Origin of the sequence: Candidatus Thiodiazotropha endoloripes (assembly GCF_001708965.1) — a bacterium.
Taxonomy (GTDB): Bacteria; Pseudomonadota; Gammaproteobacteria; order Chromatiales; family Chromatiaceae; genus Thiodiazotropha; species Thiodiazotropha endoloripes.
The window spans coordinates 1,903,310-1,925,039 of sequence record NZ_LVJW01000003.1; the positions used below are offsets into that span (position 1 = coordinate 1,903,310).

17 protein-coding genes and 1 pseudogene are annotated in these 21,730 nt (G+C 54.7%); 13 read left to right on the forward strand and 5 right to left on the reverse strand.

Annotation, left to right across the window (positions count from 1 at the left end):
* Positions 1-5: 5 nt before the first annotated feature.
* The 5 genes from A3193_RS08545 to A3193_RS08565 are packed head-to-tail and all read left to right on the forward strand — an operon-like array spanning position 6 to position 5,508.
* Positions 6-989: a HupE/UreJ family protein gene (locus tag A3193_RS08545; RefSeq protein WP_069014529.1), complete on the forward strand. Its 984-nt coding sequence runs from the start codon at positions 6-8 to the stop codon at positions 987-989.
* 17 nt (positions 990-1,006) lie between these two features.
* On the forward strand, positions 1,007-1,618 hold the full coding sequence (locus A3193_RS08550) for a HupE/UreJ family protein (protein WP_069006083.1): 612 nt from the start codon (positions 1,007-1,009) through the stop codon (positions 1,616-1,618).
* On the forward strand, positions 1,618-2,238 hold the full coding sequence (locus tag A3193_RS08555; RefSeq protein ID WP_069005944.1) for a HupE/UreJ family protein: 621 nt from the start codon (positions 1,618-1,620) through the stop codon (positions 2,236-2,238). The genes A3193_RS08550 and A3193_RS08555 overlap by 1 nt, the downstream gene beginning before the upstream one ends.
* On the forward strand, positions 2,231-4,900 hold the full coding sequence (locus tag A3193_RS08560; RefSeq protein WP_083218633.1) for a fused MFS/spermidine synthase: 2,670 nt from the start codon (positions 2,231-2,233) through the stop codon (positions 4,898-4,900). Before A3193_RS08555 ends, A3193_RS08560 begins: the two co-directional genes overlap by 8 nt.
* Positions 4,897-5,508 (forward strand): TIGR02466 family protein, encoded by a 612-nt coding sequence (locus A3193_RS08565; protein WP_069005945.1) that lies wholly within the window; start codon positions 4,897-4,899, stop codon positions 5,506-5,508. Before A3193_RS08560 ends, A3193_RS08565 begins: the two co-directional genes overlap by 4 nt.
* On the opposite strand, the gene A3193_RS08570 is transcribed toward A3193_RS08565, so the two are convergent.
* From A3193_RS08570 to A3193_RS08590, 5 genes are all read right to left on the reverse strand, one after another.
* Positions 5,509-6,285 (reverse strand): 2OG-Fe(II) oxygenase, encoded by a 777-nt coding sequence (locus tag A3193_RS08570; protein WP_069005946.1) that lies wholly within the window; start codon positions 6,283-6,285, stop codon positions 5,509-5,511.
* 31 nt (positions 6,286-6,316) lie between these two features.
* Positions 6,317-6,949 (reverse strand): TIGR02466 family protein, encoded by a 633-nt coding sequence (locus tag A3193_RS08575; protein ID WP_083218634.1) that lies wholly within the window; start codon positions 6,947-6,949, stop codon positions 6,317-6,319.
* Between the two features lie 227 nt (positions 6,950-7,176).
* A complete protein-coding gene (locus A3193_RS08580) occupies positions 7,177-7,929 on the reverse strand; it encodes a SapC family protein (protein WP_069005947.1) in 753 nt (250 codons plus the stop codon).
* 291 nt (positions 7,930-8,220) lie between these two features.
* A complete protein-coding gene (locus tag A3193_RS08585) occupies positions 8,221-9,189 on the reverse strand; it encodes a M56 family metallopeptidase (RefSeq protein WP_083218635.1) in 969 nt (322 codons plus the stop codon).
* Positions 9,182-9,613, reverse strand: a complete 432-nt coding sequence (locus A3193_RS08590; RefSeq protein ID WP_069005948.1) for a BlaI/MecI/CopY family transcriptional regulator — start codon at positions 9,611-9,613, stop codon at positions 9,182-9,184. The genes A3193_RS08585 and A3193_RS08590 overlap by 8 nt, the downstream gene beginning before the upstream one ends.
* 118 nt (positions 9,614-9,731) lie before the next feature.
* Here A3193_RS08590 and A3193_RS08595 point away from each other — a divergent pair, with 118 nt between their 5' ends.
* From A3193_RS08595 to A3193_RS08625, 8 genes and pseudogenes are all read left to right on the forward strand, one after another.
* Positions 9,732-11,801 (forward strand): TonB-dependent receptor, encoded by a 2,070-nt coding sequence (locus A3193_RS08595; RefSeq protein WP_083218636.1) that lies wholly within the window; start codon positions 9,732-9,734, stop codon positions 11,799-11,801.
* Positions 11,802-12,096: 295 nt separating this feature from the next.
* A pseudogene (locus tag A3193_RS21075) lies at positions 12,097-12,213 on the forward strand (hypothetical protein); the annotation flags it as partial.
* 248 nt (positions 12,214-12,461) lie between these two features.
* Positions 12,462-13,388, forward strand: coding sequence for a YiiX/YebB-like N1pC/P60 family cysteine hydrolase (locus A3193_RS08600; RefSeq protein WP_235614931.1), 927 nt, complete (start codon positions 12,462-12,464; stop codon positions 13,386-13,388).
* Between the two features lie 3 nt (positions 13,389-13,391).
* Positions 13,392-15,875 carry an acyl-CoA dehydrogenase gene (locus A3193_RS08605; RefSeq protein WP_071938090.1) on the forward strand — a complete coding sequence of 828 codons (2,484 nt, stop codon included), beginning with the start codon at positions 13,392-13,394 and terminating at the stop codon, positions 15,873-15,875.
* Positions 15,876-15,935: 60 nt separating this feature from the next.
* Entirely contained in the window at positions 15,936-17,231 is a 1,296-nt protein-coding gene (locus tag A3193_RS08610) for an acetyl-CoA C-acetyltransferase (protein WP_305782014.1), read from the forward strand.
* Positions 17,228-19,255, forward strand: a complete 2,028-nt coding sequence (locus tag A3193_RS08615) for a 3-hydroxyacyl-CoA dehydrogenase NAD-binding domain-containing protein (protein ID WP_069014532.1) — start codon at positions 17,228-17,230, stop codon at positions 19,253-19,255. Before A3193_RS08610 ends, A3193_RS08615 begins: the two co-directional genes overlap by 4 nt.
* Positions 19,255-21,111, forward strand: a complete 1,857-nt coding sequence (locus A3193_RS08620; protein WP_320410689.1) for an AMP-dependent synthetase/ligase — start codon at positions 19,255-19,257, stop codon at positions 21,109-21,111. Before A3193_RS08615 ends, A3193_RS08620 begins: the two co-directional genes overlap by 1 nt.
* 99 nt (positions 21,112-21,210) lie before the next feature.
* Entirely contained in the window at positions 21,211-21,561 is a 351-nt protein-coding gene (locus tag A3193_RS08625) for an EthD domain-containing protein (protein WP_235614973.1), read from the forward strand.
* Positions 21,562-21,730: the final 169 nt, after the last annotated feature.

Genomic DNA, 21,730 nt, shown 5'->3' on the forward strand with positions numbered 1-21,730 from the left:
GTGTCATGATCGGACTTCTGCGCAACTTCTCACCTGCCTGGCTGGCCATACTCTGCCTGACGCTGATCGGCACAGTGACCCTCCCCAGCGCCCTGGCCCATGAGACACCGGTGGCATCACTGGATATCCGTGAGGGTCGTAATGGTGTCCAGTGGCTTGAGTGGACCTACTACTCCGCCCGCTCCGACAAACCTCCCACAGTGCAATGGCCCGACCACTGCACGGAAGACTATCCGCAACTGGAGTGTGGCGAAGCTGGGCTGGTGGGTCTGGTGACCATGCCACAGATCGGCGACCAGTACTCGGCTGCTGTGGTCAAGGTCAAACCGCGTGAGGGCAGGATGCACACCTACACCCTGACCGGTGCCAACCGCAGCCTGATGCTCACCGTCGATGGCAAGCTGCCCTGGCACTCCATCGCCGCCTCCTACATTCCGTTGGGTATCGAGCACATCATGCTGGGCATCGATCATCTGCTGTTCGTGCTCGGTCTGATCGTGCTGGTCAGCACCACCCCAATGCTGATCAAGACCATTACCTCGTTCACCGTCGCCCACAGCATCACCCTGGCTGCCGCCACCCTCGGTTGGGTCGGCGTTCCGGAAGGACCGGTCAATGCGGCCATCGCACTGAGTATCGTGGTACTCGCAGTGGAGGTGCTGCGCCATCGGGAAGGCAAGCCCAGCCTGAGTGCCAAGCTGCCCTGGCTGATCGCTTTCGGTTTCGGTCTGCTGCACGGCTTCGGTTTCGCGGGAGCGATGAACAACGTCGGTCTCGACCCGGAGAGTCTGCCGATCGCCCTGCTGTTCTTCAACATCGGTGTGGAGATCGGTCAGCTGGCGTTCGTGTTTCTGATCCTTGGGCTCAATCACGCACACCGCCGGCTGGAAGCGATACCACCAGTCTGGAGTGCAACCACAGCCATTTATGCCGTCGGCGGAATCGCGAGCTACTGGTTTCTGGTGCGCACTGCAGCGTTGGCAATATGACTATTTCGGAGAATTTCATGCTCGAATCAACATCCCGCCCGATAGCCAGACTGATGATCCTGCTTGTGTTGTCCAGCTGGTCTGCTGTATCCATGGCACATGCCGAAGTGGGGGTTGCCGGGGGTCTGCTCAGTGGCCTGATGCACCCGATCTACGGACCCGACCACCTGCTGGCGATGGTTGCCGTCGGTCTCTGGGGCGCACAACTGGGTACGCCGGCGATCTACCTGCTACCCATCACCTTTCCGGTTGTCATGGCGTTGGGCGGTCTGCTGGGTGTCGCCGGAATGCCGCTGCCTTTCATCGAAGTGGGCATCGCGCTATCGGCCCTGGCACTGGGAGCCATGGTGGCAGCGAATCTGCGGCCACCGCTGTGGATCGCGGCCGCCCTGGTCGGCCTGTTCGCCATATTTCACGGCCACGCCCACGGCACTGAGATGCCTGACGCGGCCAACCCCCTGGCCTATGGCATCGGCTTTATCATTTCCACCGGCCTGCTCCACCTGACCGGTATCCTGATCGGTCTTATGATCCGCTGGCCGATCGGTGCCCTGGCGATCCGCGTCTGCGGCGCCGTCATTTCCGGTTTCGGCCTCTTCTTCATGGCCTCGAGCACCGGCCTGGCCTGATGAGCAGAATCAACACCCTGCTGAGATCGGGGCTCCCGCTGCTGGTGTTGCTCGTCCCGGAGTCAGCTCATGCCCACCTGGTGTCAACCCGTTTCGGGGAGTTCTACAGCGGGCTGCTGCATCCGCTGACCACACTGGTACACCTGGTGCCCTGGCTGGCCCTTGCCATGTTCGCCTCGATGCAGGGCAAGGCTTTTGCGCGCCGATCCCTGCCGCTCTTCCCCCTGGCTGTCGCTTTCGGGGTGCTGCTCGGTATCAGCTTCGGTGGTTTGCAGAGCTTGCTGATACCGAACATTCTCTCCTTCGTGGTACTGGGTGGACTGGTGGCACTCTCCTACCCGCTCCCCCGGGCTGTGGGACTCACCGCGGTGGTGCTGTTCGCCATCAGTCACGGCTATGCGAATGGCGATGTGGATCTGGCCGACGGCAGTCTCACACTCTATGTGGCGGGGGTAACCACCGCAGCCTATCTGGTTGTGGCGCTGGGTGCCGGAGCGGCCGTTGCCATCAGTGAGCGGGCCGCCTGGGGGCAGATCGCTCTGCGGGCGCTCGGCAGCTGGATTCTGGCCGCCGGTCTGATCTACGGGGGATTCGAACTGATGGGCGTCAGCGGTGCCTGATTCCTCGACAGACTCCGCCGCGGTACTGAAATCCGCCGGCATCGCAAGCGGGACACTGGCATTCGGTTCAACTGCCATCCCCCTGCTCTATCTGCTGGTACTGCTCTCCGGCTTTGCCGGTCTGGGCTATCAGATCGCCTGGACCCGTATGCTGTCGGTCTCCCTTGGCCACGAATTCACCGCAGTACTGGCGGTGGTAACGGCCTTTTTCATCGGCCTCTCCCTGGGCGGGCTGATCTTCAACCGGGTGCTTCGGCAGACCCGCTACCCGCTGCGCTGGTATGTAGCACTGGAGATCACCATCGGCCTCTGGGCGCTGTGTCTGATGCTGTTACTGCCCCACTACAACCCGTGGAGCGCCCACCTGATTGGCAGCGAGCCCCATCCACTGTGGCACTGGAGCGTCGCTTTCGGCGCCAGTCTGCTGGTGCTGCTGCCGGCGACCCTGGCCATGGGCGCGACCCTGCCCGCCGCCCATCGGGTTTCAGTATCCCTGTCGGTCGTGAACCGCGGTATTGCCGGGCTCTATGCTGCGAACACCGGTGGTGCCCTGTTCGGCACACTGATCGCCACCTACTGGCTGTTGCCGGCGCTTGGCCTCAACCATACACTCCTACTTTTTGCTTCGATCAACCTGGCAATCGCGGCCCTGCTCTGGCTGCGTATGCCAAAGAGGCAGGTCCAGCCGATCTCATGGCCTGATGCGGCAACCCCAGGCCGGCGGCTGCTGCTGGTGCTGTTCCTCACCGGACTGCTGGGACTGGGCTATGAGATCCTCGTGGTGCGGGTACTCGCCCAGGTCCTGGAAGGCACCGTCTACAGCTATGCCGCGGTGCTCGCAGTCTACCTGCTGGGTACCACCCTGGGCGCAGCCCTATACCACCGGTACAGCCGGAGATCAGGGGATGCAGGCGAGCGCTGGTCGGCTACCGGCCAACGGCTGCTCGTGGCCGTCTCGTTCCTCTGTCTGACGGGAACCTTGTTGCTGTGGGCCACCGAGTCGATCTACCAAGCTGTTTTCGGCCAACTCGGCCCCGGCAACCTGGCCGCCATGCTTGCGGAACTGAGTGTCGCGACGGTGGTGTTCCTGCTACCGACCCTGGCCATGGGGGGGCTGTTCAGCCACCTGGCGCAGCAGGCCACCGGGCCTTACGGCCTCGGCGCCGCTCTCGGTGTCAACACCCTGGGTGCCGCACTCGCGCCACTGCTGTTCGGTGTCATACTGCTGCCGTTACTGGGCGCCCTGGAGACCCTGGTTTTGTTGGCTGTCGGCTACATGATACTGCCCTGGCTGCTGGGTTCAGATCTGACCTATTGGCGCTACAAACTGCCACTGGTCGTCTGTGCTTGCGCCCTGCTGCTGATACCGGGACCGCTCAGATTCGTCTCCGCACCCTCGGGCAGTGAGATGCTGGCCTACGATGAGGGGGTTATCGCGGCGGTCGCAGTGATCGAGGAACCGGACCAAAGCCGTCATTTGAAGGTCAACAACCGCTTCACCATGGGTGGTACCGCCAGCCGCTTCTCCGATCACCGGCAGACCCACCTGCCCCTGTTGTGGCATGGCGGCGCAGCTCGCAGCGCCCTCTATCTCGGCCTGGGTACGGGTATCACCTTCCAGGCGGCCCAATACTACCCTGAGCTGCAGGCCACCGGGGTCGAGTTGATCCCGGAGATGCTGACGTTGATGCCACGGTTCGGTGTCGATGTGACGGGGCCCCATTGGCGGAACCCGCCCCGGGTCATCGCGGCGGACGCGCGACGCTTTGTGGTTGCCGAAGAGACACAGTACGACGTGATCGTCGCCGAGGTCTTCCACCCTTCCCGCGACGGCGCCGGTTCCCTCTACACGGTTGAGCATTTCAGTGCGATCCGCCAACGACTGGCCACCGATGGCCTGTTCTGCCAGTGGCTACCCCTGTTCCAGCTCGATCTGGATACCCTGCGCCTGATCACCCGCAGCTACCTTGAGGTGTTTCCCAATGCTCAGTTGCACCTGGCCCACTACAGTCTGCGTCAACCCCTGCTCTGCCTGCTCGGCGGTGAAGGCCTGAACGCCTTCAGTGATGACTGGCTGGAGCAGCGTATCCATGACCGGGGCCTGCAGCGGCAGCTGATCGCCAACCGGCTGAACTCCGACTTTACGCTGTTTGGCGGTTACCTGGCCGGCCCGGAGGCACTGCGGCGATTCACCGCTGATGTACCGTTGAATACCGATGACCACCCCAGGGTGACCTTTCAGGCCCCCGGTTTTGTCTATGGTGATCCCAAATCCGCTGCGCAGCGCCTGCTCGAGCTGGTGCAATTGACCGCCCCCCATCGCGGCACCCTGCTCGACAATCGATCCAACAAGGGGGATTTTGGCCGGCGTCTGCAGGATTACTGGCTTGCCAGGGATGCATTCCTGGCTGCCGGGGTCGGTGTGGCCCCATCAACAGACATTCGAAAAATACTGGCGCAGACGCAGCACAAGCTACTGGATGTGGTGCGCCTCTCCAGCGACTTTCTGCCTGCCTATGATCCGCTGCTGAAGATGGCAACCGCAGTCCACCGGGTGGATCCGCAAAGCGCCCATAAGCTGCTGTTGGAGCTGGAGCAGGCCAACCCAAAACTACCGGAAGCCCGCCGTCTGCGCCGGCGGTTATTTGGAGGAGACCCATGAGTTCTTTGGACTTGAGCGACAACATTCTGCCGGTGTTCGTCACACCGGTTGTCAACTATCTGTGGCCTAACAGCGACGACCTCAATGCCGAGTTACGGGACTACATCCTGGAATGTGAAAAATCGGAAAAGGGGCTGAACAAAAGCGTTGTGGGTGGCTGGCACTCGGAACTGGACATGCTTGCCCGGGATGCTGCACCCATCGCCCAACTGCGTGAGCGGTTGTGGCTTTTCACCCAGGCGCTGCTCAAGCAGTTTTCCCAACCGGGTGAAAACTTCAACTTCCGTATCGAGGGCTGGGGTAATGTGCTGCGCCATGGTCAGTACCATTCGATGCACGCACACCCCAACGCAACCTGGTCTGGATGCTACTACGTCAATGGCAATGATGATGTGGAGGATCAACCCTTCAGCGGCCGCTTCGAGTTGATCGATCCGCGCCCCGCTGCCAGTCTCAACTATGCTGAATCATCCAATCTCTATGGCCGCTTTCTGCTCAATCCCAATCCGGGGCAGATGATCGTCTTCCCCTCCTGGATGCAGCATCAGGTGCACCCCTACTTCGGAGAGGGTGAACGCATCACGGTGGCATTCAACGTACTGTTGTGATCAGCGCAGACCTTCAACGCCTTCCTGACCCGGGCGAATCATGAACATGGTGACACTGGCCCGCACATGATCCCCCGCCGCAGGTTTGACCGTGGAGATCATGTGAGGATTCCCGGTTTTCATCACCGCGATCCGGTTGGGCTTAGGCATGACGTAATAGCCCATACCGGCCTCCATCAGGGCATCATTGACCTCCTGGTTGTCCAGGTGTCCGGAGAGCTGCACCATACCCCGGCCCATCACCTCCTTGGGTTCAATCATCGAGGGACCACAACGGTCCGGAATCGACAATGCTGAAGGGTGGGCGATAAACAGCTCACCACCCCATTGCACATTCCACTCCGGATGGGCGTAGTAAGTGCATGTGCCGGTCACCACCGATGGGGTGTCCCGATGCCAGTAGAGAGCGCTGTTCCGTTCATACAGACGGGGCGCCATGGCGATGGTACGCCAATCCTTGCCTTCACGGCCGAGCAATTTGTGGTGAATGTCCGAGGCACCACTGAAGCGTTCCACCAACAGATCCAGCGCGGTACCGGTGGGATGGGCAAAAGCCCCCTCGTTCGCTGACGCAACCTGCTTTGCCACTGAACCATAGTAGACATCCGGTCCGCGGAACACACGACCGTCATCAAGCCGCCAGGCCCCATGCAGACCCCGCATATCGTTTGGAAAGAACGGTGCAACCTGGAACCAGCGCCACATCTGTTCAAAATCTTTTGCCGGAAGAAAGTCGTCGACCACCAGAACCTGTTCGGTTTCAAACACCACTTTCATGCTATGTTCCGTTGTTGCGGTAGATTAAAACTCAGTTAGCGAACTGCACTTCATAGTCCCAGCTTTTCAGACGTTCGGGAAGCGCGTTCATGGCGATACTGATGCGGGTCTGATCACCCTGATTGGGGGGTACTGCGTGCAGCAGGTGACTCGGAAAGAAAACCATGTCACCGCGATTCACTTCGTCCGGGATCCAGCGCTCCGCATTGTAAGGCGTGGTAGTGCTGTTCTCATGACTGTTGGAGAACACAAAATTGGTGCCACCCATGGGCTTGTGAAAGATGATCCGTGCCGAGGGATGGACATCAGTCAGGTAGATCACCGCGGTAATCAGGCTGTTGGCGTGGGTATGTATCAGCTGGGCTCCGCCGGTTACCGAGACGTTCATCCACAACTCCTTAATGGTCCAACGCAGGTTTTCACCAAACAGTAAAAAACCGAAGTCACGGAAATAGTCCTGCAGCCGTTCATTCAAATCACCGAGTTGGTCGATATCGTTGCTGCCCAGGGGTTCGGTATGAGTGAGCAGATCGGTCTTGGCATTGGCGATCTTTGGAGACGAGTCGATAACATCCTGAAGTGCATCCAGTTCGGAGTCATTAAATACCTTTTCCACCCGCATCACAGGGATTGGAAACAGGCCTTCGATGTGCATGTTACTCATAGACTTGATATCCACTTTTACCACTAAAACAACTTGCTGGCGTTCGAAACCGGGAAACGTTTCCGTATCAAAAACGGTCAGGTATTAGCCGCAAGTCGCCTGAGTATATTCGATCCGGATCGTTGGGTTGTGAACCTTTTATGACATGACGGCTTGGATAATGATCAGCCACCATGATTCGATGTTAAACCCTTCTCGATCAACAGCAGGATCTTGCAGCACCTGTCTCAGGCTGTCCCATAGGCTTTCGTCTTCAGTTTATAGAGACGGTCGAAGTTCTTAAGCGATATCAGGTGTGCATGTATCCGCGCCAGAGAACCGTTCTCCTGCAAGGCCTTGAGCTTATCGGCAGGCAGCTCATTGAGCTTTGCTTCACTGATACGCAGCATGCCTGGTTTGCCGGTATACTCCTTACCGTCAAGGGAGACCTTGTAATTGAACTGCTCCAGCAACTCCAGGTCCTGTAATATCTGCATGAAACTCTCGGTTTGCTGCAGTTCGCCATCAAGGTCGGCAACGAAGTTCTCCAAATCCTGCCAATAAGGGGTGGGATTGCCGTCGCTATCAAAAAAATGATTGCTTTCATCGGACAACGCAGTCTCATCCACGAACAGCGCCAACCGGCGCTGATCCTCTTCCTGTTCCGGATAGGGAAAGGTATAGAATGGGTAGCGGCGTATCGTCGCGGGTATGTAGCACTCCTCATGCCAGCTGCCGTCACTGTTGACGTAGAGGTTTTCACCGTCGTTCACCCCGGTCAGGATCACCGGCATCAGATTCTCAGCCCGGCCTGCAGCGATGAATATCAGTGGATAGTCCCGGGATGCGTTGATCATCTCCATCCAGGTCACCATGATCACATGTTGAGAGGCTGAAAAGCTGTAGTCATCCGGCCGCGCGATTCCCAACTGGCCATGGATATTCTTGTCCAGGGAAACCAGGGTTTTATAGCCCAGTGGCAGTTGCCGTTCGTCAAGCATAAGTGATCCTGCATGTTAAGTGTGCGTACGATAGATAGGTAGAATTTTAACGAGGATTCGATGAAAATTTGATGACAGCTGGTCAGCCTGTGATGGTAATGCCGGATGACCTGACTCGAGATTGTAATCTCTGTGCAATTTAAACTTCATGCCGCCTGGCAGTAACTATGCGAAATCAATGTGTTTGAAAGTAGTTCAAACGGATTGCCAAGCCTCTATGATTGATTTTCAGTTAGCAAGCGACTGCAGTACTGGGAAGCTGTCGCTGAGATTATTGCCTCTGCACCACTCTCATCGCGACAGCCACTCCAGCAATGGGTGACCATAATGTACGGCCATGACAATGAATACCAACCACACACTGGCAACAGCGTAGCCGGGAAACAAGCTCTCTTTCTGCGTAGTCGTACCGTCGGTTTGCCGTTCCAGCTCATGCTCAAGCGCAATGATGCGCTTTATTATGTGGTCCTGACGAGCTGAGTTGTTGTGTTTACTGCTACTGGCGCAACAACTGTCCAACAAACGGATCAGATCAACTAAATCGGTTTTGCCCTGATGGACATAGGCTGCTGCCAGATCACTGATTTGTTCAGTGTAGTCAAAGAACTCCTGTCTGATCCGTTGTCTACGGGATTGGGGCCAGGCGATAGTCGCCCAGTGCAAACACCATTTGCTCAGATTGTCCCGGCGCAGGGCATGCGCCAGTTCATGAGTCAATATGATCTGCAACTGTCGGGCTGACAGGCTATTGACGAGTCCGCTCGACAGGAAAACCTGCGGCCGAAACAGGCCTGCACACCAGGCGATAGCCGCCGGATTATCCACCAGACGATAATACTTGGAAGTCGATTCTGACAAATCGCTCAAGGTTTGTAATCGACGCCTTCCCGATAGGGATTGCATGACCATCAGTGTACCCACAGACACCAGTGTTATGACGATTAAGGTAACGGTGACCATTCCGTTGAACGTCTCTGTGGTCATCTGCAAGGTGTGTGGTGTGCACAAAGCACCATGGCAATGGTCGGTGACCAAGGAAAACGCCAGCGTCGGCATATAGAGAATCATCAGGGTCAAGGTTGCCGCGACCGGCGCCATCAGACCGTAAGCAAGGGTCAACCAGGCCCCATGGGTTACTTTCATCCTGGCGAAAAAAGATGAGAAAAATGAGTAGGCTCCGGCCAGCATCCAGGACAGCACCAGGAACATGACTGTCCAGGCAAATAGGATATTGGCAATGGTTGTCACTGTATTAATCATCGGACTCCTTCGGCAACCGACCGATGATCTCACGCACCTCCTCGGTTAGAGACTCGGGCAATTCATAGTCGATGTAGTTCACGAATCCGGAGACCATAGGCGCCATTTCACCATCGCCGATGGTCTCGGCAATATCCATCATCAACTGACTGATGAAGACACTGCGGCTTACCGCGGCACGGTAGATATATCGGCGTCCCGATTTTTGCCGATGCAGTAAAGATTTTCTGTGCAACCGCTCCAGAGTGCTTTGCATGGTACTCAGGCTCAATGTGCTGTCAGAAATACTCTGCAGCACGTGCTGTGCTGAGAGTGCGCCTTCCCGCCACACTATTTTCATGACCTCCAGTTCCCGTCCTCCCAGCACAGGACTGGGTTGTCTTTTACGACAACCGTCAAGAAAACGACTTAATTCTGTCGTCATTTTATTCACAAAAACCTATCTCTTATCGGTTTTCAATTTGTGGTGGATACTGCAGCCAACACTGCTGACTGACAAGTTGTCTTCAGCCTCAAAGGAAACGCAAACTGGAGCGCAGGATATGACATTTCGATGGTTGAGTCTATTGGTACTTATCAGTACTCAGACGGTCGCTGAGGATGCCTCAAACGAACCTGTCGTGATCGAATCCCTTGTCGTGGAGGGCCGTCAGACGAATCTGCTGGGTGAGGCTGTTTCTGCATCCGAGGGCATCGTGGGGCAGACGGAAATTGAACTTCGACCTCTGCTGCGTACCGGTGAAGTATTGGAACTGGTGCCGGGCATGGTGGTAACCCAACATAGCGGCACCGGTAAAGCCAATCAGTATTTCCTTCGGGGCTTCAACCTCGATCACGGCACCGACTTCTCCACTCATGTCGACGGCATGCCAGTCAACATGCGCACACATGGTCATGGACAGGGTTACACCGATCTTAATTTTCTGATCCCGGAAACCGTTGGCCAGCTCACTTACAAGAAAGGCGCCTACTATGCGGATGTGGGCGACTTCAGTGGCGCCGGCAGTGCGCAATTCGAGACAGCAAAACGCTTGGAACAGGGTAGTGCCGAACTCAGCGTAGGTGAAGATGACTACTATCGAGTGTTGCTGATGAACAGTTTTGCTTTTGCGGGTGGTACATCGCTCTTTGCCTTTGAAGGTAATCGCTATGATGGCCCCTGGTCGGATATCGAGGAAGATCTCGACAAAACCAATCTACTCTTGAAACATACTCATTCACTGGATGATGGAGAACTCAGTATATCGATAATGACCTACAACAACAGTTGGAACAGTGCCGATCAGATCCCTTCACGTGCAGTGGATCAAGCTCTGATCGATGACCTGGGATCCCTCGATAACACAGTCGGTGGCGAATCGGAACGTTACAGCCTCAGTCTCGATTGGCGTTCCGCTGGCTTGCATGGCTCTGCCTATATCATCGATTACGACTTAAACCTGTGGTCAAACTTTACCTACTTTATGGATGATGAGATTGATGGCGATCAATTCGAACAGGTCGACCGTCGATTGATCTATGGTGGTCAACTCAGTTATCTCTCAAATGATAAGTTGGCTGGCCATCATATGCAGAACCGTGTCGGGATAGAGTTGCGCATCGATGATATTGATGAAGTTGCCCTCTACCATACAAAAAAGCGGGATCGACTGGGCACTATCCGCAGCGATGAAGTCACCGAAACGAGTATTGGTGTTTTTTGGGAGAACCGTGTCACTTGGAATTATCGTCTGCACAGTGTGTTGGGACTGCGTTACGACTATTATGACTTTGATGTGAATGATAGATCGGGCATCAATGAAAATGGTGTGGATCTGAGTGTCAACAGCGGCACGGCCAATGACAGCCTGCCTTCCCTGAAAGGCAGCCTGATCTATACCCTAAACGATGCATGGGAAGGTTATGTTTCTGCCGGACAGAGTTTCCATTCCAATGATGCCCGTGGCGTCACCAGCCGTGTCGATCCCGCAGACGGCAATTCGGTAGACGCTGTCGATCCACTGGTGAGGTCGTTTGGATATGAAACGGGTATACGGGGATTCATCAGCGATCGGATAAATACCTCACTGGCGTTATGGGCCCTGGAAGTGGACAGTGAGCTGTTGTTTGTTGGCGATGCCGGCAACACAGAAGAGAGTCGCGGCTCAAAACGGAAAGGCGTGGAATTGACCACCTATTACCGCCTCACGGATCAGTGGAGCCTTGATTTGGAATACGCCTACACCGATGCGGAATTTACCGATGATGCTCCGGAAGGTAATGAGATTCCGGGGGCCCTGGAACATGTCGTCCAGGCAGGAGTGGCAGCCAACTTAGACAGCGGCTGGTTCGGTAGTGTGCGTTTGCGCTATTTCGGTGAACGGCCCTTGAACGAAGACGGTTCAGTCGAATCCGATGCCAGTACCATCTGGAATCTGCGTGTCGGTTACCGTAAAAAAGAGTGGACGTTTAAAGCCGATATTCTGAATCTGACCGATAGTGATGATCACGATATTGACTACTATTACGCTTCACGTTTGGAGACAGAACCGACCGGTATTGCTACTGAGGATATTCACTATCATGTGATAGAACCCCGCACCTATCGCGTATCACTGACCTATCAATTTTAGAGCAATAGGTATTTAAGAGTTATCTTCATATGACTACCTCTATGTAATACAAGAACTTCTCTTAACCCTATTTCTATATTTTTCACTAGGTATGTGCTTTATTTTCAGCAATCCACTCGTAGCTGAGACTTTTCAATCTGTACTGGTGAGTGCGTTGCTGGAACCTGGTCAGAACAGTGCACGTATTGATGGTTCATATTTTTCCATCTCCTGCTCTGCTGTGGGTGTGCCTTTCGGTATCGGAGTCTGTATCGATCATGTTTTTCACAGTTACCTGGTATAGGGCGTAGATTTACAACAGCTGGTTCATGAGGCTATCTCAAGACACTTCATCGATTATGCTTCAAAGCGGATTTGGGGATTGAATCGGCTGGATACAAATATCGATCAATGTACCAGCCAACCCCGATAAGAAATAGGTAAATAATTGTTACATCAGTTCCAATTATCTGATTTTATTATCGAATTTTTCTCACCTCCCGATCCTCACTCCATATGTACTGTTGTTATGCTAAGCAGTTGATTGAACAGACATTTACCCACTGCTACTTCATTGATTTGACAGATCTTGAAACTCGCTCCCTGGAATATGTGTCTATACTTTAACTAATACATACTGTTTTACTGGGTTTTAGTATGCGCAGAATCGGGCAGAGGATTATGCAATGGATAGCCGAGTGGCTGACCAAAGAGGGTCCGCCCTCCTCTTCCCCTTTGTGTGATTTCAACCGGCTCATTTATGAACTTCGGGCTGGCGATGTTTTGCTAGTCGAGGGGCGCAGTCGAGTCAGCAATGTCATCAAGACCATTACCCAGAGCACCTGGACCCACTCTGCCCTCTATATCGGCAGAATCTATGATATCCGGGATCCCGATCTGCAGCAGCGGGTAAGGATGGCCTACAAGGGTGATCTGAGTGAACAGCTGATGGTTGAAGCTCTGCTCGGTGAAGGCACCATCATTGCACCTGTCTCCAAATATCGCCGCGACCATCTGCGGATCTGTCGTCCAACCGGTCTGGAGCCGGAAGATGCCCACAAGGTGGTGGCTCATGCCATAAAACACATCGGAACGGATTATGATGTCCGCCACCTGCTGGACCTGGCGCGGTTTTTCTTTCCCTGGGGGTTCCTACCGAGACGCTGGCGATCGAGTCTGTTCGAACACAACGCGGGCATGCCGACCCGAACAGTCTGCTCCTCCATGCTCGCATCGGCCTTCAATCGGGTCAATTTTCCGATTCTGCCCTTCATCGATCGTGACGATGACGGCAGCCTGCGCTTCTTCAAGCGCAATCCCAGACTCTTCACGCCGAAGGATTTCGACTACTCCCCCTATTTCGACATTATCAAATATCCGTTTCTGGGACTGGATGATCTGGGTGTCTATCGCCGGCTACCCTGGTGTGACGATGACATCCTCTATAACGACGACGAACGGGCCTTTGTGGCCGCAAACCGCGGTGAAACTGTGAGTCGTGTGGATGACCGCACCATATTCTCATTCACCAAGAAGGATAAAGAGAAAACAGAACCCATTGATGACAACACGCCCTCCGTTCCAAACACCACCGTTAAGGGAGGCTGAGCGATGACACTTCTAGGACTGATACTTCTGTTAATGACTTTCTGGGGACTGGCCTACGGTTCAGCGCGGGCCATTGTCTGGATCATCACCCCACCGGTACTGCTGATCGCCCTCAATTTGGCCGGACTGGTCACACCGGTCGGATCCCTGCTGGTTGCTCTGCCCTATGTGGTTGCTCTGTTTTTCTACCTGATGCCAGAGCAGCGCAGACAGTGGATCAGCAAACCACTGCTTGCTACTTTCCGCAGTGTCATGCCTGCCATGTCACAAACAGAAAAGGAGGCCCTGAATGCCGGTAATGTCTGGTGGGACGGTGCGCTCTTCTCCGGTCAACCCAACTGGCAGGATCTGCTGCATCAGCCTGCCTGCCAACTGAGTGAGCGGGAACAGGCATTTATCGATGGGCCGGTTGATGAGCTCTGCAGGATGCTTGATGACTGGCAGATCACCCATGAGGATAAGGATCTGTCGCCACGTATCTGGGAGTTCATCAAAACATCCGGGATGTTCGGCATGATCATTCCTGAGAGTTATGGCGGCTTGGGTTTTTCTGCGTATGCCCACTCTCAGGTCGTGATGAAGGTTGCCAGTCGCAGTATCACCGCGGCCGTCACCATCATGGTGCCCAATTCCCTGGGGCCGGCCAAACTGCTTTTGCAGTATGGCACCCAGGAGCAGAAGGATCGCTATCTGCAGAAACTCGCCATCGGTGAAGAGATACCCTGCTTCGCACTCACCAGCCCCAAAGCAGGCAGCGATGCGGGAGCCATCCCTGATAGCGGCGTGGTCACCTATGGTAACTTTCAGGGCAAAGAGGTTCTGGGTATTCGCCTCAATTTTGAAAAGCGCTACATCACACTGGCGCCCATTGCGACCCTGATCGGCCTGGCGTTCAAACTGGAAGATCCGGAACGCCTGCTGAGTGATGATCCACTACCTGGCATTACCGTTGCCCTGGTACCGAGAGAGACAGCCGGGATCAAGGTCGGTAAGCGGCATATGCCTTTGGATATCCCTTTCCAGAACGGTCCGATCTATGGCCGGGATGTTTTCATACCCATCGATTGGGTGATGGGTGGTGCCGAAGGGGCCGGACAGGGCTGGCGGATGTTGATGGATTCACTCTCTGAAGGCCGGGGCATCTCCCTGCCCGCACTCTCCACTGGTGCAGGAAAAACAGCCAGTCGCTATACCGGAGCCTATGCTGCGGTTCGAAGTCAGTTCAACCAGCCTATCGGTCATTTCGAAGGAGTTGAGGAGGCACTGGCCAGAATCGGTGGTCTCACTTACCAAATGGATGCCGCACGCAAACTGACGCTGAGTGCACTGGATAGCGGAGAGACCCCATCCGTGATCTCGGCGATCGTAAAATACCATCTGACCGAGCGCTATCGTCAGGTGATCAATGACGCCATGGATATCCAGGGTGGCAGTGGTATCTGTCTTGGACCCGATAATCTGTTTGGCCGGGCCTATCAGGCGATCCCCATCGGCATCACGGTGGAAGGCGCCAATATTCTCACCCGTAGCATGATCATCTTTGGGCAGGGTGCAATTCGCGCCCATCCATTTGTACTGAAGGAGTTTGAGGCGGCGGAGAATCCTGATCAGCAGGCCGGACTGATACAGTTCGACAGTGCACTGTTCGGTCACATCGGTTTTGTGGTCACCAATTTTGCCAGGACCCTCTGGCTCGGCCTCACCCACGGACGTCTCTCCGAGAGCCCGAAGGGTGGCCCCATGCGCCGCTACTTCCAGCGACTCAACTGGATGTCCGCATCATTTGCGCTGACCACGGATCTGGCCCTGATGACCCTGGGTGGCTCATTGAAACGCAAAGAACGCTTATCCGCACGGCTGGGCGATATCCTGAGTAACCTCTACATTTCCAGTGCCTGCCTGAAGCGATTTGTTGAAGAGGGTGAAAAACCAGAGGATGTGCCGCTGATGCAGTGGGCTCTGGATGATTCGCTCTATCGTATGCAGCATGCCTTGAGAGGACTGTTGCGCAACATGCCTGTGAGACCTTTAGCCTGGGTAATGCGGGTGTTGATATTCCCAACCGGCCTACCATTCCATAAACCCACAGACCGTCTGGACCACCAGGTCGCTCGTGCGCTGCTCTCTCCCGGTGAAGTGCGTGACCGCCTGACCCATGGGGTTTTCACCGATGACGATCCCCAGCAACGTATCGGTCAGCTTGAACAGGCATTGCATGTGGTTGCAAAAGTAATCCCCCTGGAAAAGACCCTGAAGCGGGCCAAACGGGCGGGACAGCTGCATGCACGTGAGTTGCCGGAATTGATCAAGGAAGCGATCAAACTGGGAATCCTGAGTGAATCTGACAAGAGTCTGCTGACAGAAGCTGAACGCTTGCGTAACCAGGTGATTGAAGTGAATGCCTTTGAACGCTTAATGCCGAGCGGCTCAGTCTCCGGGAAACAGCAGTCAAAGGTGTCAACAATCAATAAATTGGGCGCAGCCTGAGCCGTTGTTCGGTATCGGCATGTACCCGGATAACAGCTGGAGTGAGGAACCACCATGGTTATGGACAGTTACGTACCAAGAAACGTCTTCGTGGTAGATGGTAGTCGAACACCGTTTCTCAAAGCTCGAGGTAAACCGGGCCCCTTCCGCGCATCGGATTTAGCCGTTTCAGCGGCCCGTCCCCTGCTGACCAGACAATCCTTTGCAGCGACGGAGCTGGATGAAGTGATTGTCGGCTGCATTGCACCGGGTCCCGATGAGGCCAACATTGCGCGAATCATCGCACTCCGACTCGGTTGCGGGGACAAAGTGCCCGCCTGGACCGTCCAGCGTAACTGTGCATCCGGTCTACAGGCGATCGACAGTGCTGCGCTGGATATCGCCTCGGGCCGAGCCGACCTGGTGCTTGCCGGCGGAACCGAATCCATGAGTCATCATCCGATACTGCTCAATCAGGCCATGGTCGCCTGGTTGGCAGACTGGAACAGGGCGAAAAGCCTTGGCGCCAAAAGCCGACAGCTCGCCGCTTTGCGCCCTCAGCATCTGCAACTGGTGATTGCCCTGCTGCGAGGCCTGACCGACCCACTGGCTGGACTGACCATGGGTCAGACCGCGGAAAAACTGGCCTGGCGATTTCAAATCGACCGTGCCGCTATGGACAGTTTCGCAGTGCGCAGCCATCAAAGAGTCGCAGAGGCGATCGATGCGGGGCTTCTCGCTGAGATCGAACCCATCTACACGAACAGCGGTGAGCTTTTTGAAACGGATGATGGCCTGCGGCGGGACAGCACGGTTGAAAAACTGGCCACCCTCAAGCCGGCCTTTGATCGACCAGTGGGCCAGGTAACCGCAGGCAACAGTGCCCAGATCACCGATGGGGCTGCGATGTTACTACTGGCATCGGAAGAGGCTGTGGAAAAGCACAATCTCCCGATCCTAGGACGGGTGGTCGACTCCCAATGGTCAGCTCTCGATCCGACCCAGATGGGTTTGGGCCCGGTACATGCCATGGGCAGCCTACTGCAACGACAGCAGATGGATGGGGAGGCGATCGATTACTGGGAGATCAATGAAGCCTTCGCCGCTCAGGTACTGGCCTGTCAGGCAGCCTGGCAGGATCACGACTACATGCAACAGGAAGTGGGATTGGAGCAGCCCCTGTCAGCAATTCCCGAGGAGCGGTTGAACGTGGATGGTGGTGCGATCAGTATCGGTCATCCGGTTGGCGCGAGTGGCGCCCGTCTGGTACTCCATCTGCTCAAGACCCTTGAACAAAGAGGTGCAACCCGGGGTATGGCAAGTCTATGCATTGGTGGCGGCCAGGGTGGCGCCATGTTGCTGGAGGTGGCGAAATGAGTAAGCACTGGCATCCGCAAACCGATGAACATGGCATCTGCTGGTTACACTTTGATCATGCCGGCAGCCCGGTCAACATTCTTTCTCAAGAGGCCTTCGCTGAGTTGGCGGAATGTTTGGACGAACTGGAAGCGCTGCAACCCAAAGGTCTGATCTTCATCTCTGACAAATCCTCCGGATTCATTGCCGGTGCTGACGTCAACAGTTTCCGCAGTGGTATGCGACAACGTGAGGCGGAAGAGCACATCCATGGAGTGCATGAGTTGTTTGCCCGAATCGAGAGTCTCGACTTTCCAACCCTGGCGATGATTCATGGCTTCTGCCTGGGTGGAGGATTGGAATTGGCACTCAGCTGCAACACTCGTATTGCACAGGATGATCCATCAACCCGACTCGCCTTCCCGGAAGTCCGCTTGGGCATATTCCCCGGATATGGCGGTAGTGTACGATCGATCCGACGTGTTGGCGCTCTGCCGGCAATGCAGATGATGTTGAGTGGGCGCAGTGTCAGTGCCCGACAGGCGAAGAAGATGGGACTGGTTGATCAGATTGCCCCACAGAGGCAGATCAAAGCCCTGGCTTCACAGCTGATCCACAAACCACCAAAACCACGCCCGCAAAAAGTGCTCCACCGTCTGGCCAATACCCTCCCCGGTCGGATGATTGCCGCACCTCTGCTAAGGCGTGAAACGGCCAAACATGCCAATAAGAACCACTACCCGGCGCCGTTTGCTCTGATCGATCATTGGCAAAAGCATGGCGGTGATCCTGGTGCCATGTATCGCAGTGAAGCGAGTGAGGTGAGCCGTCTTCTGGTCGGCACTACGGCACAAAACCTGATCCGGGTCTTCTTTCTGCAGGAGCGCTTGAAATCCCTGGGAGGCAAACAGGATTTTCATCCTCACCACGTGCATGTGGTTGGCGGTGGCATCATGGGTGGTGATATCGCTGCCTGGTGTGCCCTGAAAGGCATGCAGGTGACCCTGCAGGATCGGGAAGCCAAGTTTCTCACCCGCGCCATCTCTAGAGCCCATAGCCTGTTCAGTCGAAAATTGCGTAACCCTCGTCTGGTAAACGCCGCTATGGACCGCTTGATGCCAGACCCGAAAGGCTACGGCATCGCCAAAGCAGATGTGGCAATCGAGGCGATCTTTGAGGACATCGAAGCCAAGCAGCATCTGTTCAAGCAACTTGAGTCACAGATGCGACCGGATGCCCTGTTGGCCACTAATACATCCAGTATCCCGCTGGAGACCATCAGTGAAGTTCTGGATAATCCCGGCCGCCTGATCGGTCTGCATTTCTTCAATCCGGTGGCCAAGATGCAGCTGGTTGAGGTTGTTCATGGTGAACAGACCGACGCTGAGTTGATCCACAAAGGCGCCGCCTTTGTCCGCTGCATCGATCGACTGCCTCTACCGGTGAAGAGCAGCCCTGGTTTTCTGGTCAACCGCATCCTGATGCCCTATCTGCTTGAAGCGATGAAACTGATCGATGAAGGAGTGCCGGCACCGGTAATCGATCAGGCCGCGGTGGAATTCGGTATGCCGATGGGACCGGTTGAACTGGCCGATGCAGTTGGCTTGGACATCTGTTTGGCGGTCGCTGAAAAACTCGCCCCGCTGTTCGATCTGGAGATTCCGCATCAACTCAAGCAGCAGGTTGAAACAGAGCATCTGGGCAAGAAAAGCGGCCAGGGTTTCTATGCCTACGAAAAGGGAAAGATCCGTAAGGATAAGGTCAATAACAGCTATATCCCACCGAAAGATCTGACCGATCGGATGATATTCCGCCTGCTCAATGAGTCGGTAGCCTGCCTGCGTGAAGGGGTGATAGAAGATGAGGATCTTTTGGATGCCGGCGTGATATTCGGCACCGGTTTTGCTCCCTTCCGTGGCGGCCCCATGCATGCCATTCACAGTGGCGGACTCGATACTCAGCGCCATCAACTCGAGTTACTTGAAAAACGTCACGGTAATCAGTTCCATCCTGATGACGGATGGGCTAACTTAAGAGGTGTGTAATGTTATTGTTTGAAAACTTACATCAACCGGAAGCAAAAAGACAACACTCCTATAACAACGATAATCCGAATATGAACAAACCGAATACAGATTACATCGGTCTCGAGGTGGCAGATACCCTGGCAGGCGTTTTTCAGGAAAGAGTCAGGCGGACTCCTGAGGATGTTGCTTTCATCCAGTACGATCCAGACAGTGAGCAGTGGCAAAAGAGCACCTGGCGTGAGATGGCACAGCAGGTAGCGCTCTGGCAGGCAGCCCTGAAAAAAGAGACCCTGAAACGGGGTGACCGGGTTGCCCTGATGTTGAGAAACTGCAAGGAGTGGGTGATCTTCGATCAGGCCGCTTCAGGCTTGGGTCTGGTCACCGTTCCCCTCTACACCAATGACAGGGCGGAAAATATCGGTTATATCCTGCAGGATGCCGGGGTGAGGCTGTTACTGCTCGAAAATGATCAACAATGGCAGGAACTGCAACAGATCCGTAATCAGCTTGCCGGCCTGAATCGTATTCTCACCATGGAGAAGGTAGACCCACTGGGTCTTCAGCCACGTCTGATGCATATCGATGAGTGGCTACCCAAGGAAACCGCTGCAGAGCTAGAGTTAGTCGATCAAGACAGCGAAAGCCTGGCGACCATCGTATACACCTCTGGTACCACTGGTCGATCCAAAGGGGTCATGCTAAGTCACAGAAACATTCTTTGGGATATCGAGAGTGGTGTTAAGATTATCGATATCCTACCCACAGATACCTTTCTCTCTTTCCTGCCGCTCTCTCACACCCTCGAACGGACGGTTGGCTACTACCTGGCAATGGTCGCTGGCGCGACAACCGCCTATTCCCGGTCCATTGCGGAGTTGGGTGAAGATTTACAGATTATCAAGCCAACCATACTGGTCTCTGTACCCCGAATTTTCGAACGGGTCTACGCCAAGATTCAGGACAAACTCGCCGCCGATTCTGCGATCAAGCAAAAACTCTTCAAATTGGCGGTCGAGACCGGTTGGCAGGTTTTTGAAAACAAGCAAGGGCGGCAAACCTGGAATGCCAACATGCTACTTTGGCCACTACTGAACAAGGTGGTTGCCGGAAAGATACAGCAGAAGCTCGGTGGCAGGTTACGCATCGCGGTCTCTGGCGGCGCACCACTCTCATCCGATATTGCAAAAGTATTCATCGGGCTTGGCGTACCCATTTTGCAAGGTTATGGGCTGACTGAAACCAGTCCGATCATTTCTGCCAATACCCATGAAAACAATATTCCATCGAGTGTAGGCATCCCCTTTCCAGGCATCGAGATCCGGATCAGTGACCAGGATGAACTTTTATGCCGTGCACCAAACGTGATGCTGGGCTACTGGAACAATCGAACGGCCACAGACGAGTGTATCGATGACCAGGGGTGGTTCCACACCGGTGACAAAGCAAAGATTGAATCCGACCACATCTTCATTACAGGAAGACTCAAAGAGATCATCGTGCTCGCCAATGGTGAAAAGGTACCCCCTGCAGATATGGAAATGTGTATCTCCATGGACAGCCTGTTCGACCAGGTACTGATAATGGGTGAAGGAAAGCCTTATCTCAGCGCACTGATTCATCTAAACACTGAGCATGAGGAAGCTGCACGCTACAATCCTGAAACTCTGACTGAGACCGATGAGAAAGCTCTGCTTGAGCGAGTAAACAGTCACCTGGACAACTTTCCCGGTTATGCCAGGATTGTCAGGTTGGCTTTGATCAGTGAAGCATGGAGCGTGGAAAACGGCTTCATGACACCAACGCTCAAGTTACGTAGAAACAAGATCTACAGCGAGCATGAGAGGGATCTTGATCAACTCTACAAAGGACACTGAAAACCGAATCGATCAACACCAATCTGATTGTGTTAACAAACACAAGCTGGCGTTCAGCATTCAGTTAAGACAGAGAGAAGAATAATGATCAAGTTCGTAATGTGCTTAACCAGACACCCGAATATCAGCCGGGCAGAGTTCAAAGATTATTGGATGAACAAACATGGTCCGTTTTTCATGCGTAATGCTCCGGCTATGGGTGCTAAAAAGTATGTGCAATCCCATACCCTGAACTCACCATTGAATGAAGCACTCAAGCAATCAAGAAACATGCAACCGGAGTATGATGGTGTTGCCGAAGTGTGGTTTGAATCTGCAGAGGCCCTGATGGAAGGCATGAGCACTCCAGAAGGTCAGCAGCTTGGCGCAGCGCTACTGGAAGATGAGAAGAATTTTGTTGATCACTCAAAATCTTCCGCATTCATCGTTGAAGAGCATGAATTCAGCTGATTGTGTACGAGAAGGCAGGTAAACGCTGAATAGCCGGCGCCAAAGTCATCCACAGTGACATTGATACCCGGCTGTTAAGTTTTTAAGTACTATTCCTGCTCAACTCGACATGCTCGATCAAACTGCTTAGTGATCCTCCCTGATCCTCGTCAAGGATAAACAAGACTCT